The following is a 14,974-nucleotide window of genomic DNA, read 5'->3' on the forward strand; positions in this document are numbered from 1 at the left end:
TTTAAAATTTAAAATTATAAGTTACAGAAGGTACAATACCAAAAATTGAAGTTTGTATTGCTTCGTTTCTTAATATTTCTCTATTTTGTCTAAAATTAATAGAAGCTGCATTTTGTCTACCATATAAATTGTAGATGCCAAAAACCCATTCTGCTTGCCATTTTCTGTTTTTGTTTTTTTCTGGAGTTAAGGTTGCAGAAATGTCAAATCTGTGATAAGCAGGTAATCTATCTGCATTTCTTCTATCATCATCAAAAATGGGAACATTTAAACCTTGTACTTCATATTGACCAACAGGATAATTAGTAGGTTGCCCTGTTTGGAATAAAAAGTTTGCGTTAAAGGTCCATTTTTTTGATAATTCGTAACTAGCATTTAAAGATAAATCGTGAGTTTTATCAAAAGGTGTGCTGTACCATTTACCTTGATTAATTCCTGGTTCGTTAGCATTTCTTCCAGGTGTTTGTTGCTCTGATCTAGATAAAGTATAAGCTAACCATCCTTTAAAATTGCCTTCGTTTTTCTTAAATAATACTTCTAAACCATAAGCTCTAGCTTGTCCATTTAAAATAACAGTTTCGATTTCGTTATTAGCAATTAAATTAGCACCATTTATATAGTCTATTCTATTTTGAATGTCTTTGTAAAAAACTTCTGTTTCTAAAGAATAATCACCTCCTTTTATAGATTTAAAATAGCCAGCTGCAAATTGATCTAATAGTTGTGGTTTTATAAATCGTCCACTAGGTGCCCATACATCAAGTGGAGTAGGAGATGCTGTGTTAGATAGTAAATGTAAATATTGAGCCATTCTATTATAACTCAGTTTTACAGAAGATTCGTCACTTAATAAATAAGAAAGCGAAAATCTTGGTTCAAAATTATTAAAGCTTGCTAATATATCGCTTCTACTAAAACTTTCTGTACCTGTTGGAGTCGCAGATTCGTATTTTTTAAATTGTTGATTATAAATTACAGCTTCGTTATTTGCATATACATTAAGTTCATCTTGACCAAGTCTAGTAAAATTGCTAAATCGAAGTCCATACTGCAAAGTAAGTTTATCACTTATTCTGTGTTCTGCGTCTATATAGGCTGCAAATTCATTAGCATATTTATCTATTAATTTTTCTGGTTGAATACCAGAATCTGGTCTATTTGGTATTATTTCTCCTGGATTAAATTTGATATATATATTATTAATACCATAATTTAAAGTGAAAGTATTATTTAAATAGTGTTTAAAATCGTGTTTTAAATTGAAGTTTGTGATTCCAGAATCCCACTCAAAACCAACAAAATCAAGAATTAAACCATAGAAATAATCTGAGTATATAAGAGAAATGTTAGAAAAAAGCTTATCAGAAAACAGATGATTCCATCTTAAATTAAGAACATTATTTCCATATTTATTTACAAAGTTATCACTGATTCCAAAAACATCTTCTCCAAAGTAAGTTGATAAGAATAAGTTGTTTTTTTCATTAAATCTATAATTAACTTTACTGTTTAAATCGTAAAAATAAGCAGTATTATCGTTGTCAAAAAGTGGTAAAAATAAATGAGCATATGAAGCTCTACCACCTATTAAAAAAGAACTTTTTTCTTTCTCTATTGGTCCTTCTGCTAATAATCTACTTGAGACTAATCCAATGCCACCTGTAAGTTTAAATTCTTTACTGTTTCCTTCTTTTTGATATATGTCTAAAACAGAAGATAATCTTCCTCCATATCTAGCAGGAATTCCTCCTTTATATAATTTTACATCTTTAATTACATCTGGATTAAAAACCGAGAAAAAACCAAAAACATGTGAAGAATTAAAAACTATAGCTTCATCTAACAATATTAAATTTTGATCTGCAGCACCACCTCTTACATTAAATCCTGAAGCGCCTTCACCTGCACTAGTAACTCCTGGTAAAAGAATAATTGACTTTATAATATCTGACTCACCTAAAACTACTGGTATTTGTTTTATAGTAGCTGCAGTAAGTTTATTCACACTCATTTGAGGTGTTTTAATATTTAGTTTTTCTATATCAGATTCAATAATAATTTCATCTAAACTTTCTGTTTCTTCTTCTAATTTAAAGTTCTTAGTAACATTTACAGTTAAGTTTAAGTTTTCTATTATCGATTTAAAACCTAAATAACTTATTTGAATTTTATAATTTCCTTTAGGTACAGTTATAGAATAAAAACCATATTCGTTTGTTGTTGTTCCTGTTTTTAATTCTGGAAAATATACAGAAACTCCAATTAAAGTTTCGTTAGAATTATTATCGTAAACAGTTCCATTTATAGTTACTTTTTCTTGGGAGAAAAATATTTGAGCAACAAATAAAAAAAGAAAAGCAATATATTTTGAAGGGTTCATTTTTGTTTAAATTATCTAAAAATTAACTCAACAAAAATACAATTATATACTGATAAGAAAACGTTAAAAAGAATAGCTTCTTAATCGTAGATAATGTCATTAACTTCAATTTTTTTATTCTCTATAAAATCATATAAGGTTAATCTTCTTAAGGTGTAATAATCTACCCAAAATTTTTCTAAAGAATTTAAATAAGATAATACAGATCTGTCTTGTTCTTGAAGAGCAATGTTTAAATCTGTGATTGTTATTTTTCCTAAAACGAAACGCTTTTTAGCAATTTCGTATCTTTTTAAAGCAATTTCTTGAGCTTTTTTAGAAGTCTTTAAAAAATTACGTTGGTTTTGCCAGTTTAAGACATGTAAATAAATTTCTTGTTCAAACTCTTGTTGATCTATTTCAACATTTGTGTTTACTAAATCTTTGTTTGCTTCTGCTAATTTTCTTCTAGATTTAGAAACTCCCCAATCTAAAATAGGAATGCCTAATGAAAGTAAAACACTTTGTTGTTGATTAAAATCTTGAAATAAATTATTAATGTCATTACCCTGTTGAGAGATACCAAAATTAGCTCTTAAGCTCATTTGCAGTCTATTATTTCCTCTCACTTCTGCAACATCTTGTTCTGCTTGTAAACGTCTTCTTCTAAACTCTATTACTGCTTTTCTATTAGATTTGGCTTCTTCTAATGCTTTTTCTACAGTAACAGTAAATGTTGTTAACTCTTTTGGAGTGGATAATAAAATATCTTCTGTATCTAGTGTTAAATACCTTGATAAATCTTGAGAAGCTCTTTTGAAATTGATTTCGTTAGTAATTACTTCATTTTCAGAGTTTAATACAGAAAGTTCTATTTGTAATAAATCATTTTCTGCAATTTTACCCATTTTATATCTACCTTTTGATATTTGAAATAAGGTGTCTTGATTAGAAAAATTAGATTTGGCTATTCTTTTTTGAACTTGAGATTTTAATAAAGCAAAGTATCTTCTACATGTATTTAAAGATATTTGCTCCATTCTTTCAATAAATTCTCTTTTAGCTTCTTCATATAACAATGGTTCTATTTCTTTTAACCATTTAAACTCATTGTAGAATAAAGAATTTTGAAAATAGTTTAAAGAAAAAGGAATAACAGCGTAATTTGTTGCAGAGAATGGTTCAGATACATCAACTCTTTCTAGTTGAGAACTCACAGAAATTGTACCACCAGTTAAACCAATATTTTGATTAATAGAAAGTGTACCATCAAAACGAATTTGATTTGTTCTTCTAAATCCATCAGAACCATCATCTAAAGTAATTCTATTAACAGAGTTTCTGTATTGTGGTAAAGTAGCATCAAACCTTAATTGAGGTAAAAAACGTGCTTTAAAGTTTCTATATCTCCAATAGCTAGCTTGATTTTGGTTTAACAAAGCTTTATAATCTGGAGAGTTCTTTTGTGCAATACTTATAGCTTCTTCTAAAGAAATTGGTCTTTGAGAATAGCTAGAAATAGATAATAAAATTGTAAAAAGAAAAAAGTATTTTTTCATAGTTATTCGTGTCTAATAGCTTCAATAGGACTTTTGCTAGCTGCAGATTTTGCAGGTGCTATTCCAAAAATTAACCCAATTAATGTAGCTACAAAAAATGATAATAAAATTGAACTTAAAGAGAGTATGGTTTCAATACCTGTTGTAATTTCTAAAATATAGGAGGCAAGTACACCAAGTATAATTCCTATAATTCCACCTCCAATACTTACTAAAACAGATTCAGTTAAAAATTGAAGAATAACGTCTTCTTGTGTAGCTCCAATGGCTCTTATAATTCCAATTTCTTTTGTTCTTTCTAAAACAGAAGCTAACATAATATTCATGATACCAATACCACCAATTAAAAGAGAGATACCAGCAATAATACTTAGTACAATGTTAAATATTTGTTTTGTTTTCTGTTGCTGTTTTAAAAGCTGAATAGGTATAGAAATTTCGAAATCTAATACATCATTATGTCTTCTTTTAAGCATTCTGCTTAAAACATCTGCAGTTGCATTTAACTCTTTAGAGTCATTAACTTGTACTATTAGTTTGTCTATTTGATGATAATTACCTCTTGGAATTTTTTTCTTAGGTCCTTGTTGGTTTCCCATAAAAATAACTCCACCACCACCAAAATCAATAGGTTTATCACTTATAATTTTTCGATCTTTGTATCGAACTAAAAAGGTTTTAGCTGGAATATAAATATCTAAATTCATATCTCTAATCCCTAAGTTTTCTTGTGCATTTTCAGAAACAAATTTTTCTTCTATAACACCAACAACTTGAAGCCAAACGTCTTTTACTTTTATATTTTTTCCAATAGCACTTTCACCTGTAAATAATTTTTTCTCAATTTTTTTACCAATGATACAAACAGGCAAAGCACTTTCTGATTGAGCTTCAGAAAAGTTTTTGCCACTTTCTATATTAATATTTGCACTTGCAAAATATTCAGGGAAAACCCCAATTAATTTTACTGGATTTTGTCTTCCTTTTTTAATAACATAAGTTTCTAAAATAATTTCTGGACTAACAGATTTTATAGATGGTATATTTTTAGCAATACTTTCTACATCTAACATATCTAAACCTTTAGAAAATCGTTTAGATTCTGATGCTCCATCTTCATCTTCTTCTTGATTTTGATCTTCTTTTTCATCAGGAATTGGAGTAATTACAATGTTGTTTACACCAACTAATTCTAACTGAGCTAAAATTTCCTTTTCTGCACCATTACCAATTGCTAGCATAGTAATTACAGCAGCAACACCAAAAATTATTCCTAGAGAGGTTAAAAGTGTTCTAATTTTATTGGTAAGAATTACACGAACAGCTTCACTAAAATTAGATTTTAGTTTTTCTATATAGATTTTATCAAACATAAAAAACTAGTTAAGTTTAGCGATTTGAGTAGCTTCATATCCTTTAGGTTTGTTTAAATAAACAACATCACCTTCAGCTAAACCTTCTTCAATAATTACAGCATCATTATTAGAGTCACCAATTTTCACTTGTTTTTTAGCTATAGAAAAACCTGATTTTTTGTAGACGTATGTAATAGAATCTTTAGAGAATACGGCTTCTAGAGGTACACTTAAAACATCTTTTCTTTCGAAAGTTAGTATTTTGTTTGAAGTAGTCATACCAGGTCTAATATTTTCATTTGTTCCATTAAGTTTTATCATTACTTGAAAAACTTTAATATCTGAACCTCTTTTATTTTCACCAACATTAGCAACATCTGTTACAATACCATCTATAACAACATCAGGAAAAGCGTCAAAACCAACTTTTACAGGCAGGTCTTTTTTAATTTTTCTAATATCAACTTCGTTAGCATAAGTTTTAGATTCCATTTTAGTTAAATCTGGTAGACTTGCAATAGATGGATTCCAGGGACTTATAGTAGAGCCTACTTTCTTTTTAGAACCATCCCAATTTTTATCGTAAGTAATCATTCCTTCACCATCAGAATAAATGGTGAATGATTTTAATAAATCTAAAAGATCATCTAATTCTTTTCTAATTTTAGAAACTTCAGTACCAACCTCTACCATTTTAGCATTGGCTTGTCTCTTTTTAATGTTATAGTTTTCTTTTTTCTCTTTTAAATCTCTTTCTAATTTCTCTAGATTTATTTCTAATTTTTTTATGGTTGCAGGTGGTTCGTAAATAGACTGTTTTAATTCTAGTCTAGTTTCTTCCATACTAAAGCTTAAATCTTTAATGGTATTTCTTTCTTGTTTTAGGCTTAAGGTAGTGTCTAACTGTTGTTGAGTAAATTTAGATAATGCAGTCTCTAAATTTAAACGAGCATCTATAATTTGTTCGTTTACATCTGTTGGATCTAATCTTCCAACATAATCTCCCACTTTTACGATAGTTCCTTCTGGCACTAAATCTTGAATTTTAATATCCCTTAATCTAAATTTTCTTAGATTACTTGGTCCATTAATTTTCTTTAAACTAGTGGATTGTGCTTCTCCAGAAGTAATAACTTCACTGACAAAATTTCCTTTATTTACTTTAGTAGTTAAATATGTTTCACCTTCTGCTGGTGATGAAAAAAAGTAATAGGCTAAAAATAGGGCTACAATAACAACACTTGAAATAATAGCAATTTTTTTCTTATTCATTAAATATTAGTTAGATTGAAATCAAAACTAATAAAAAAGAGTGCTGTAAAAGCACTCTTTATTGTTAATGTTTCTTAAAAATTTATTAAGATAAAACTTTATTTAATGTTTCATTAGGTCTCATAGCATTTGTAGCTAATTCTTCTATTGGCATATAATAACCACCAATATTTACTTTAGAGCCTTGAATTTCATTTAATTGATTTACAATGTTTTGCTCATTTTTTGATAAATGATCAAAAATTGAAGAAAACTCTTTTTGTAAATCTTTATCTGAGTTTTGATTAGCTAAAGCTTCTGCCCAATATAAAGCTAAATAAAAGTGAGAACCTCTATTGTCTAATTCACCTACCTTTCTAGAAGGAGATTTGTTTGTGTCTAAGAATTTGTCTGTAGCTTCATCTAAAGTTTCTGCAAGTACTAGAGCTTTAGAATTATTTGTGGTATTACCAACATGCTCTAAAGAAACAGCTAAGGCTAAAAATTCTCCTAAAGAATCCCAACGTAAATGGTTTTCTTCTATAAATTGTTCTACATGTTTAGGTGCAGATCCACCTGCTCCAGTTTCAAATAAACCACCTCCATTCATTAATGGAACTATAGATAACATTTTTGCAGATGTGCCCACTTCTAAAATAGGGAATAAGTCTGTTAAATAATCTCTTAATACATTACCAGAAACAGAAATTGTGTCTTCACCTTTTATAATTCTTTCTAATGTAAATTCTGTTGCTTTAATTGGTGATAGAATTCTTAGATCTAAACCATCTGTATTATGGTCTTTTAAATAAGTATTTACTTTTTTAATGATTTCAGCATCATGTGCTCTATTTTCATCTAACCAAAATACAGCAGGAGTTTTAGAAGCTCTTGCTCTTGTAACTGCTAATTTTACCCAATCTTGAATTGGTAAATCTTTAGTTTGGCACATTCTCCAAATATCGCCTTCTTCTACATTGTGTTCTAATAAAATAGTACCATCAGTATCAATAACTTGTACTTTACCTGCAGCAGAAATCTCAAATGTTTTATCATGAGAACCATACTCTTCTGCTTTTTGTGCCATTAAACCAACATTTGGTACTGTACCCATAGTTGTAGGATCAAATGCACCATGTTTCTTACAGAAGTTTATAGTGGCTGTGTAAATACCAGCATAAGAGCTATCAGGAATAATTGCTTTAGTATCTTGAAGTTTACCTTCTTTATTCCACATTTTGCCTGATGTTCTAATCATAGCAGGCATAGATGCGTCAATAATAACATCAGATGGTACATGTAAATTGGTGATTCCTTTGTCAGAATTTACCATAGCTAAATCTGCCTTAGCTTTAAAAACAGTATCAATATCTTTTAAAATTTCTGTTTTCTTTTCTAAAGTAAGTTCATCTAAATTACTTAACAAATTACCAAATCCGCTTTTTACATCAACTCCAATTTTAGTAAAAGTTTCACCATGTTTTTCAAAAACTTCTTTAAAATATGTTTTAACAATATGACCAAAAATAATTGGATCAGAAACTTTCATCATTGTAGCTTTCATATGAAATGAAAGAAGAATTCCTTTATCTGAAGCATCTTTAATTTCTTTCTCTAGAAAAGAAATTAATGCTTTTTTGCTCATAACTGTAGCATCTATAATTTCACCATCTAAAAGAGGTAATCCTTCTTTTAATATAGTTTTTTTACCTGTATTTGAAATATGTTGAATGCTAACTTTTGTTGCGTTTCCTATAGTGATTGATTTTTCATTATGAGCAAAATCACCTTGAGTCATAGTAGCAACATGAGTTTCAGAATCTGAATTCCATTCACCCATAGAATGTGGATTTTTACGAGCGTAATTTTTAATTGCTTTTGGAGCCCTTCTGTCTGAATTACCTTCACGTAAAACTGGATTTACTGCAGATCCTTTTACTTTATTATATAATGCTAAAACTGCTTTATCTTCATCAGTTTTAACCTCTTCTGGATAATCTGGTAAATCATATCCTTTAACTTGTAATTCTTTAATAGCTTCTACTAATTGTGGAACAGAAGCACTTATGTTTGGAAGTTTTATAATATTTGCTTCAGGCTTTTTAGCTAAATCTCCTAAATAAGCTAAAGCATCTTCTACTTTTTGATCTTCTTTTAAATAATCAGAAAAATTAGCTAAAATTCTACCTGCTAAAGAAATGTCTTTGGTTTCTATTTCTATACCTGAAGACTTTGTAAAAGCTTTTACAATTGGTAAAAAAGAACGAGTAGCCAAAGCTGGAGCTTCATCAGTTTTTGTGTATATAATTTTAGCCATATAAATGAAGTTTTGAAATCTATTTAAAAAATAATTGTAACGATAATTTTGCTTATGAAATAAGCGATTGCAAATGTAAGAATTAGGTATGAAATTTATAGTGTCATATATTCATTAATTAACCTACTTTATTGAGAAAATAATAATTATTTAGGTTTTTATATATAATTCAGAAATAAAAATAAAAGCCATATCAGACAAATAAATTGCTTGATATGGCTTCTTTGAAATAGTCTTTTACACTGTTTTGCATTGCTGCAAAATAAATAAGAATCTAATCTTATATTTCTTTATTTTTTAAAGAAATTATATTTTACTATTTCATTTTTGAAATACTTTTCAAATGAACTCACATTTTGTAGGTTGAATTGATTAGTAAATCTATTGTTATTTATAATTAGCATTTATTAAACTAAGTTTTTTAATTTTAGCTTTTTATATGTTTATTTTTCAATAAACATTTTTTAAAGTACTAATATTGAAATAACAATATATTAAAGAACGTTACTTTAAATTATTTAATCATTAATAATACTTTATATAATTTATTATATTGATATTATATTTAATTAAATACTGATGTAAATGTAATGTTGTTTTTCAGTTTTACAAACTTTTTTTAGAGTTTTAAATTAACATGATATGAACCATGTTTATTAACATTTGTTAACTAAAAAAGCATTGTGAATAACACAATGCTTTTTAATATTTTAAAAGAAGTTGAGAAGTCTATCTCATTCTTTCTTTAATTCTTGCTTTTTTACCAGTTAAATCTCTAAAGTAGAAAATACGAGCTCTACGTACTTTACCTTTTTTGTTAACTTCTATCTTCTGAATAGATGGTAAGTTTAATGGAAAAATTCTTTCAACACCTACTGTACCAGACATTTTTCTGATTGTAAATGTTTCAGATGCTCCTGTACCTCTTTTTTGGATAACAACACCTCTAAAAAACTGAGTACGTGTTTTGCTACCTTCTTTAATTTCGTAGTATACTGTAATTGTGTCACCAGCTGCAAATTCTGGTAATTCGTTTTTTGTTACAAATTCGTCTTGTACAAATTTTACTAAAGATTCCATATCTTAAAAATTATAGTTTAACAAAAACAACATTCACGTATTTCGTCAGAGGTTATTTTAGCGAGTGCAAATTTAGTAATAATTTTTAGTTTGTAAAATTTAAATTCAATTATTTCTAATTATTTTACATTGAGCCTTGTAAGTACTAATCTTTTAGTAAGTCTGGTCTAATTTCTTTAGTTCTTTCATAGGCTTTTTCTGTTCTCCATTCATCAATTTTAGGGAAATTACCACTTAATAAGATCTCTGGAACTTTCATGCCTTCGAACTCTGCTGGCCTAGTATAGACTGGAGGAGAAAGTAAATTATCTTGAAAAGAATCTGTTAGTGCAGATTGTTCATCACCAATAACACCAGGTATAAGTCTTACAATACTATCAACTAAAACAGCTGCAGCTAGTTCTCCACCAGTTAAAACATAATCGCCTATTGAGATTTCTTTGGTTATGTATTTATCTCTAATTCTTTGGTCTATTCCTTTATAATGACCCGTTAAAATTAGTATGTTTTCTCTTAAAGAAAGTGTATTAGCTGTTGTTTGATTTAATGTTTTAGCATCTGGTGTCATGTAAATGACTTCATCATATTTTCTTTCTGATTGTAATTTTTTAATACAATTTGTAATAGGTTCTATCATTAAAACCATACCTGCACCACCACCAAACTGAGTGTCGTCTATTTGTTTGTAATTACCTAAACCATAATTCCTTAGATCATGAATTTTAATTTCTAAAAATCCATTTTCTTTTGCTCTTTTAATTATAGAATGATTAAAAGGACTCTCTAAAAGCTTTGGAACAGCAGAAATAATATCTATACGCATTTTGCAAATGTAAGTTTTTTGTTGAGTTTTAAAATCTGTTTTATAGATATAATAAAAAAATAAAACCTGATTAGTTTTTAAAACCTAAAATTCATAATAAAAAAACAATTTTTAAGACAACCAAACTTTTAGTTTGTCTGTTATTTTTGGGTTGCTTAACAAATCTAAATGATTGTTTTCAAAAAGAATTAGAGTGTTTTCTTTTAAAAAGTTTAAATCCTTATCAGGATTTTTATGTTTTCCTAAAGCACTTTTTAAATCTACTAGGCTATCTCCTAATAGATTGTTTAATTTATTACTTAAAACTCCAGCTATAGCATAAAATTCGATTTCTTTTGGTAATTGAATAGTTTGTCTGTTATCACTTTTTAATTCAAAACGATTTTTGTTTTTCCAATCTTTATCTATGATGTTACCATATCTTAAATCTGTTACACCTGCACTTCTAATTTTACCTAATTTTGCAAAAGGCTTTGCATAAGGTATAGTTGCCAATACTAAATCTAAATAGTTTCCAATTTTTTCTATTGGTGATCCATGATGAGGAGTACCTAGAAAAACAACTTTTTTTAATGATTTAGCCCAATTTTGATTTTGTTTTTTAGCATAATATAAAGTACTTCTGGTAACTAAGCCTCCCATACTGTGAGCAATAATTGTGATTTCTTTAATGGGAACAGGCCAGTTTTTAGAAAGTGTTTTTAAAAGTTTATTTAAGTTTTTACCATTTGTTGAAATATGTCTACCACTATTATAATTAAGGTATAGTAATGTTTTGTTTAAATCATTAGCTAAAATTTCTCCATGATTATGGTTGTTACGTGTCCATTGTAAACTACTCATGCAAGAACCATGAATCATTAAAATAATTTTGCCAGAATTATTGGGAAAATTTTCCTTTAAACTTTTAGCATTAAGTTGTACAGATTTCGATTGAGAGCGGAACTCCATTCCAAGTTGAAGTGGATTGTTTTTTTCTTCTAAATAATCGCCAATTACTCCATTTAAAATTGATAAAATAACCTCTTTTTTATCAGATTCTTTTATTTTATTAACTATAGAAGGTAATAATTTTAAAAAGCTTGAAATAGTACTGCCAAAAAACTTAGTGTTCCACCTAATAATTTTATATGTGATGCCTGTAATGCCTGTAATTAATTTTTGAATCTCTGTTGAAGGTAATAGGGGAGGATGAACTATTTGTTGATGCATTTCTTCAACAATATTTGTTACGCCAATAGTTGCATCAACAATTAGATGTGTAATACCTTGTAACTCTGAATCTGTTTTTATATTTTTTGAAATGCTGGTAGTTTTTTGATATTTTTTTACTTATCTCTTTTTCACAAATTATTCTTTAATACCCAAATGAAATAAAGCATCTCCTTTGTTTACGATTGGTGTTCTATTAATGCAGAAAATATATCCTTCATTTTGAGCAAATATTTTCTTTTTAAATTCACCAAAAGGATCTTGAATATGTCCTAAAACTTGTTTTTTTTCTACAAAAGTTCCGTTTTTTACAGTTGCTTGAAACATTCCTGAATGAGATGCTCTCAACCATTTAGCTGAATTAATATAAATTGGTTTTTGAGTTAAATTTATATCACCATCAATAACATCTAAATGAGTTAGTACATTTTTGGTACCTCTGACACCATGTGCAATTATCTCAGGGTTTAATTCGTTGGTTTTGCCTCCTTCAAAAAGTAAAACCGTTTTTTTCATTTTGTTTAAGGTGTATCTAACAGACTTTGCAATATAGTTAGAACTAATAATAAAAGGTGGGTTAAATACTTCTGCTAATTTAAGTGTGTTTTCTTCTTCACTATGACATCTAATTTGTGCAACATTATCACGCTCTCCACCACCTGTGTGAAAGTCTAAAACATAATCAACATGAGGAGCAATTTCTTTAGTAAATTGATAGGCAAATTGACTAGCTAGAGAGCCATTTGCATTACCAGGGAAGACTCTGTTTAAATCTCGTCCATCAGGAAATTCTCTTGTGTGTATTAAATACCCAAAAATATTAAAAACGGGCAAACAAATAATTGTTCCGTTTTTTGGTTTGTTTATTTTTTGATTGATGATTTCTCTAATAATTCCTACTCCATTAACTTCATCTCCATGTATACCTGCCATTAGTAAAACTACAGGTCCTGGGTTTTTAGAACGTTCAACAATTACAGGTACTTTAACTGTTGTTCTAGTATGTAATTTTGCAATTTCTAAATCTAGAATTGTCTTTTTCCCTTCAGGTATGTCTTTCCCTAAGAGAGTAAGTTTATTATTCGACATGAATCTCTAAGTAACGTATAATTTCTTTAGCAATGTTTTTACCAGTTGCATTTTCTATACCTTCTAAACCAGGTGAAGAATTTACTTCTAATACTAGTGGACCTTTTGAAGACTGCAACATATCTACACCAGCAACACCAAGCCCTAAAGCTTTAGCTGCTTTTATTGCAGTTTTTTCTTCCTCATCACTTAGTTCGATTACAGTTCCATTTCCACCTCTGTGTAAATTAGATCTGAATTCTCCTTCTTTACCTTGTCTTTTCATAGCTCCAACAACTTTACCATCAACTACAAAAGCTCTAATATCTGCACCTCCTGCTTCTTTTATAAACTCTTGAGCAATTACTCTAGCTCCTAAACCATTGAATGCCTCTAATACTGAAGTTGCTGCGTTTTTAGTTTCAGCTAAAACAACACCTAAACCTTGAGTTCCTTCTAATAATTTTAAAACTAGAGGAGCGCCTCCTACTGATTTTACAACATGTTCAACGTCTTTAGTGTAATTTGTAAAAACTGTTTTAGGTAAACCAACTCCAGCTCTTGCTAAAATTTGTAAACTACTTAACTTATCTCTTGATCTAGTTAACGCTGTAGAAGATACAGAAGTAAATACTTTCATCATTTCAAATTGACGAATTACTGCAGTACCATAAAAAGTTACAGAAGCTCCAATTCTTGGAATGATAGCATCTATATTAGTAAGGTATTCACCTTTATAATAGATTTTTGGAGATCTTTTTTCAATTTCTATATTACATTTTAAATGGTCAACCACAAAAACTTCGTGTTTTCTTTTAGTAGCTGCCTCTACTAATCTTTGAGTAGAATATAATTTTGGATTTCTAGATAGTATAACTATTCTCATTTATTTTGTTTTTAATCTGTAAGAAAGATTTGTTTTTGTGGTATCTATGATAAATTTATTATTTAAAAATTTTCTTCCCAATAAAACAGGAAACTTCATCTCTTTTCGTTCACTCAAAGTTAGGTAGATTGGAAGTTCTTTGTTAAATATAATAATGGTAGTATTAATCATAAAACGTATTTCTGAAATACCATTAGAACTTTTTACTAGTTTAGAAGTGTAATTTTTGGTAGTAAACTCTTTGTTATTGTAATGTTCATGTTCTGGATCTAATAAAGTAAACTTCAATTTTTTTTCATTATTACTTTCAATTTCTTTAATGTTTGTACAATGTATAGAAGAAGTATAAGCTCCTGAATCTATTTTAATATCAATATCGTTTAAAGATAATTCAGGAAAATCTGCTTTATCTTTTCTACCAATAAGTATTTTATTATCCATATTTTGATGTAAAATTAAGTATTTAAAACATGAAACGTATAATATTTATTTACTTTATAAGATATTGTCTTCTAAATATTTTAGAAAATAGGTTTAAAGAATTAAAAATGTGATTTTAATTCTAATTAATTAATTTGAAGAAATTTGTTTTTATAAAGCTTCAAGTTTTTGTAGAATAATTTTATATTCTACAATGCTTTCTTTACAAATAGGTATAATGTAGTTTAGTTTTTCTTTAATAAGAGAATCTTCTTCTTTTCTGTCTGCCATTTTTTCTAGTTCAGCAATTTCTTCTGAACATTTTATACCCATTAAACTAAAAGATGATTTTAAGAAATGAGAAATACTCTTAATTTCAGTGTAGTCAATATTAGTAAGACTTTCCTCTAAAGTTTTTATTCTAGGTTCTGTATCTGAGATATAGACTTGAATAATTTGAATTAAAGCGTCTTTATCTGATGCAAAAAAAGTTTTTAATGATGTTAGATCAACAACATTACTTTCTAATACGCTTTCTATTTCCATATTTTTTTTTATTTTGGGGGTAATATGAGATATCTTACAAAGATGTGTAAATATAATTAAAACAAATATAAATTAATCAAGCAATTTTTGTTAATTTG

General features: G+C 28.1%; 12 protein-coding genes. All 12 read right to left on the reverse strand.

Translation table 11 applies throughout. The annotated features are described in order from the left end of the window. Position 1: 1 nt before the first annotated feature. Complete coding sequence (locus ACFOWD_RS07840) at positions 2-2,380, reverse strand: TonB-dependent receptor (RefSeq protein WP_377409521.1); 2,379 nt, start codon at positions 2,378-2,380, stop codon at positions 2-4. 80 nt (positions 2,381-2,460) lie between these two features. Beyond that, positions 2,461-3,918 carry a TolC family protein gene (locus ACFOWD_RS07845; protein ID WP_377409523.1) on the reverse strand — a complete coding sequence of 486 codons (1,458 nt, stop codon included), beginning with the start codon at positions 3,916-3,918 and terminating at the stop codon, positions 2,461-2,463. A 2-nt stretch (positions 3,919-3,920) separates the two neighbouring features. Further along, positions 3,921-5,291, reverse strand: coding sequence for an ABC transporter permease (locus ACFOWD_RS07850; RefSeq protein ID WP_298995397.1), 1,371 nt, complete (start codon positions 5,289-5,291; stop codon positions 3,921-3,923). Between the two features lie 6 nt (positions 5,292-5,297). Beyond that, positions 5,298-6,545 carry an efflux RND transporter periplasmic adaptor subunit gene (locus ACFOWD_RS07855; RefSeq protein ID WP_298995400.1) on the reverse strand — a complete coding sequence of 416 codons (1,248 nt, stop codon included), beginning with the start codon at positions 6,543-6,545 and terminating at the stop codon, positions 5,298-5,300. An 85-nt stretch (positions 6,546-6,630) separates the two neighbouring features. Further along, on the reverse strand, positions 6,631-8,841 hold the full coding sequence (locus tag ACFOWD_RS07860; RefSeq protein ID WP_377409525.1) for an NADP-dependent isocitrate dehydrogenase: 2,211 nt from the start codon (positions 8,839-8,841) through the stop codon (positions 6,631-6,633). 729 nt (positions 8,842-9,570) lie between these two features. Then, entirely contained in the window at positions 9,571-9,921 is a 351-nt protein-coding gene (rplS, locus tag ACFOWD_RS07865; RefSeq protein WP_298995405.1) for a 50S ribosomal protein L19, read from the reverse strand. Between the two features lie 145 nt (positions 9,922-10,066). After that, positions 10,067-10,744: a tRNA (guanosine(37)-N1)-methyltransferase TrmD gene (trmD, locus tag ACFOWD_RS07870; RefSeq protein ID WP_377409527.1), complete on the reverse strand. Its 678-nt coding sequence runs from the start codon at positions 10,742-10,744 to the stop codon at positions 10,067-10,069. Between the two features lie 111 nt (positions 10,745-10,855). Further along, the gene (locus ACFOWD_RS07875; protein ID WP_377409529.1) at positions 10,856-11,956 is read right to left on the reverse strand and encodes a PGAP1-like alpha/beta domain-containing protein; all 1,101 of its coding nucleotides are present in this window, start codon (positions 11,954-11,956) and stop codon (positions 10,856-10,858) included. A 138-nt stretch (positions 11,957-12,094) separates the two neighbouring features. Further along, complete coding sequence (locus ACFOWD_RS07880) at positions 12,095-13,045, reverse strand: succinylglutamate desuccinylase/aspartoacylase family protein (protein WP_377409531.1); 951 nt, start codon at positions 13,043-13,045, stop codon at positions 12,095-12,097. Further along, on the reverse strand, positions 13,035-13,910 hold the full coding sequence (rimK, locus tag ACFOWD_RS07885; protein WP_377409533.1) for a 30S ribosomal protein S6--L-glutamate ligase: 876 nt from the start codon (positions 13,908-13,910) through the stop codon (positions 13,035-13,037). The genes ACFOWD_RS07880 and rimK overlap by 11 nt, the downstream gene beginning before the upstream one ends. After that, positions 13,911-14,351: an ATP-dependent zinc protease family protein gene (locus tag ACFOWD_RS07890; RefSeq protein ID WP_298995419.1), complete on the reverse strand. Its 441-nt coding sequence runs from the start codon at positions 14,349-14,351 to the stop codon at positions 13,911-13,913. It abuts the gene before it with no gap. 150 nt (positions 14,352-14,501) lie between these two features. Then, complete coding sequence (locus ACFOWD_RS07895; protein ID WP_377409536.1) at positions 14,502-14,876, reverse strand: Hpt domain-containing protein; 375 nt, start codon at positions 14,874-14,876, stop codon at positions 14,502-14,504. Positions 14,877-14,974: the final 98 nt, after the last annotated feature.

The sequence above is a fragment of the Polaribacter marinivivus genome (assembly GCF_042651285.1).
Lineage (GTDB): Bacteria > Bacteroidota > Bacteroidia > Flavobacteriales > Flavobacteriaceae > Polaribacter > Polaribacter marinivivus.

Bases quoted from the DNA above. Each gene is read 5' to 3' on its own strand.
- rimK (WP_377409533.1), bottom strand. From the start codon at position 13,910: ATGAGAATAGTTATACTATCTAGAAATCCAAAATTATATTCTACTCAA.
- ACFOWD_RS07880 (WP_377409531.1), bottom strand. From the start codon at position 13,045: ATGTCGAATAATAAACTTACTCTCTTAGGGAAAGACATACCTGAAGGG.
- ACFOWD_RS07860 (WP_377409525.1), bottom strand. From the start codon at position 8,841: ATGGCTAAAATTATATACACAAAAACTGATGAAGCTCCAGCTTTGGCT.
- rplS (WP_298995405.1), bottom strand. From the start codon at position 9,921: ATGGAATCTTTAGTAAAATTTGTACAAGACGAATTTGTAACAAAAAAC.
- trmD (WP_377409527.1), bottom strand. From the start codon at position 10,744: ATGCGTATAGATATTATTTCTGCTGTTCCAAAGCTTTTAGAGAGTCCT.
- ACFOWD_RS07875 (WP_377409529.1), bottom strand. From the start codon at position 11,956: ATGCATCAACAAATAGTTCATCCTCCCCTATTACCTTCAACAGAGATT.
- ACFOWD_RS07845 (WP_377409523.1), bottom strand. From the start codon at position 3,918: ATGAAAAAATACTTTTTTCTTTTTACAATTTTATTATCTATTTCTAGC.
- ACFOWD_RS07855 (WP_298995400.1), bottom strand. From the start codon at position 6,545: ATGAATAAGAAAAAAATTGCTATTATTTCAAGTGTTGTTATTGTAGCC.
- ACFOWD_RS07850 (WP_298995397.1), bottom strand. From the start codon at position 5,291: ATGTTTGATAAAATCTATATAGAAAAACTAAAATCTAATTTTAGTGAA.
- ACFOWD_RS07840 (WP_377409521.1), bottom strand. From the start codon at position 2,380: ATGAACCCTTCAAAATATATTGCTTTTCTTTTTTTATTTGTTGCTCAA.
- ACFOWD_RS07895 (WP_377409536.1), bottom strand. From the start codon at position 14,876: ATGGAAATAGAAAGCGTATTAGAAAGTAATGTTGTTGATCTAACATCA.
- ACFOWD_RS07890 (WP_298995419.1), bottom strand. From the start codon at position 14,351: ATGGATAATAAAATACTTATTGGTAGAAAAGATAAAGCAGATTTTCCT.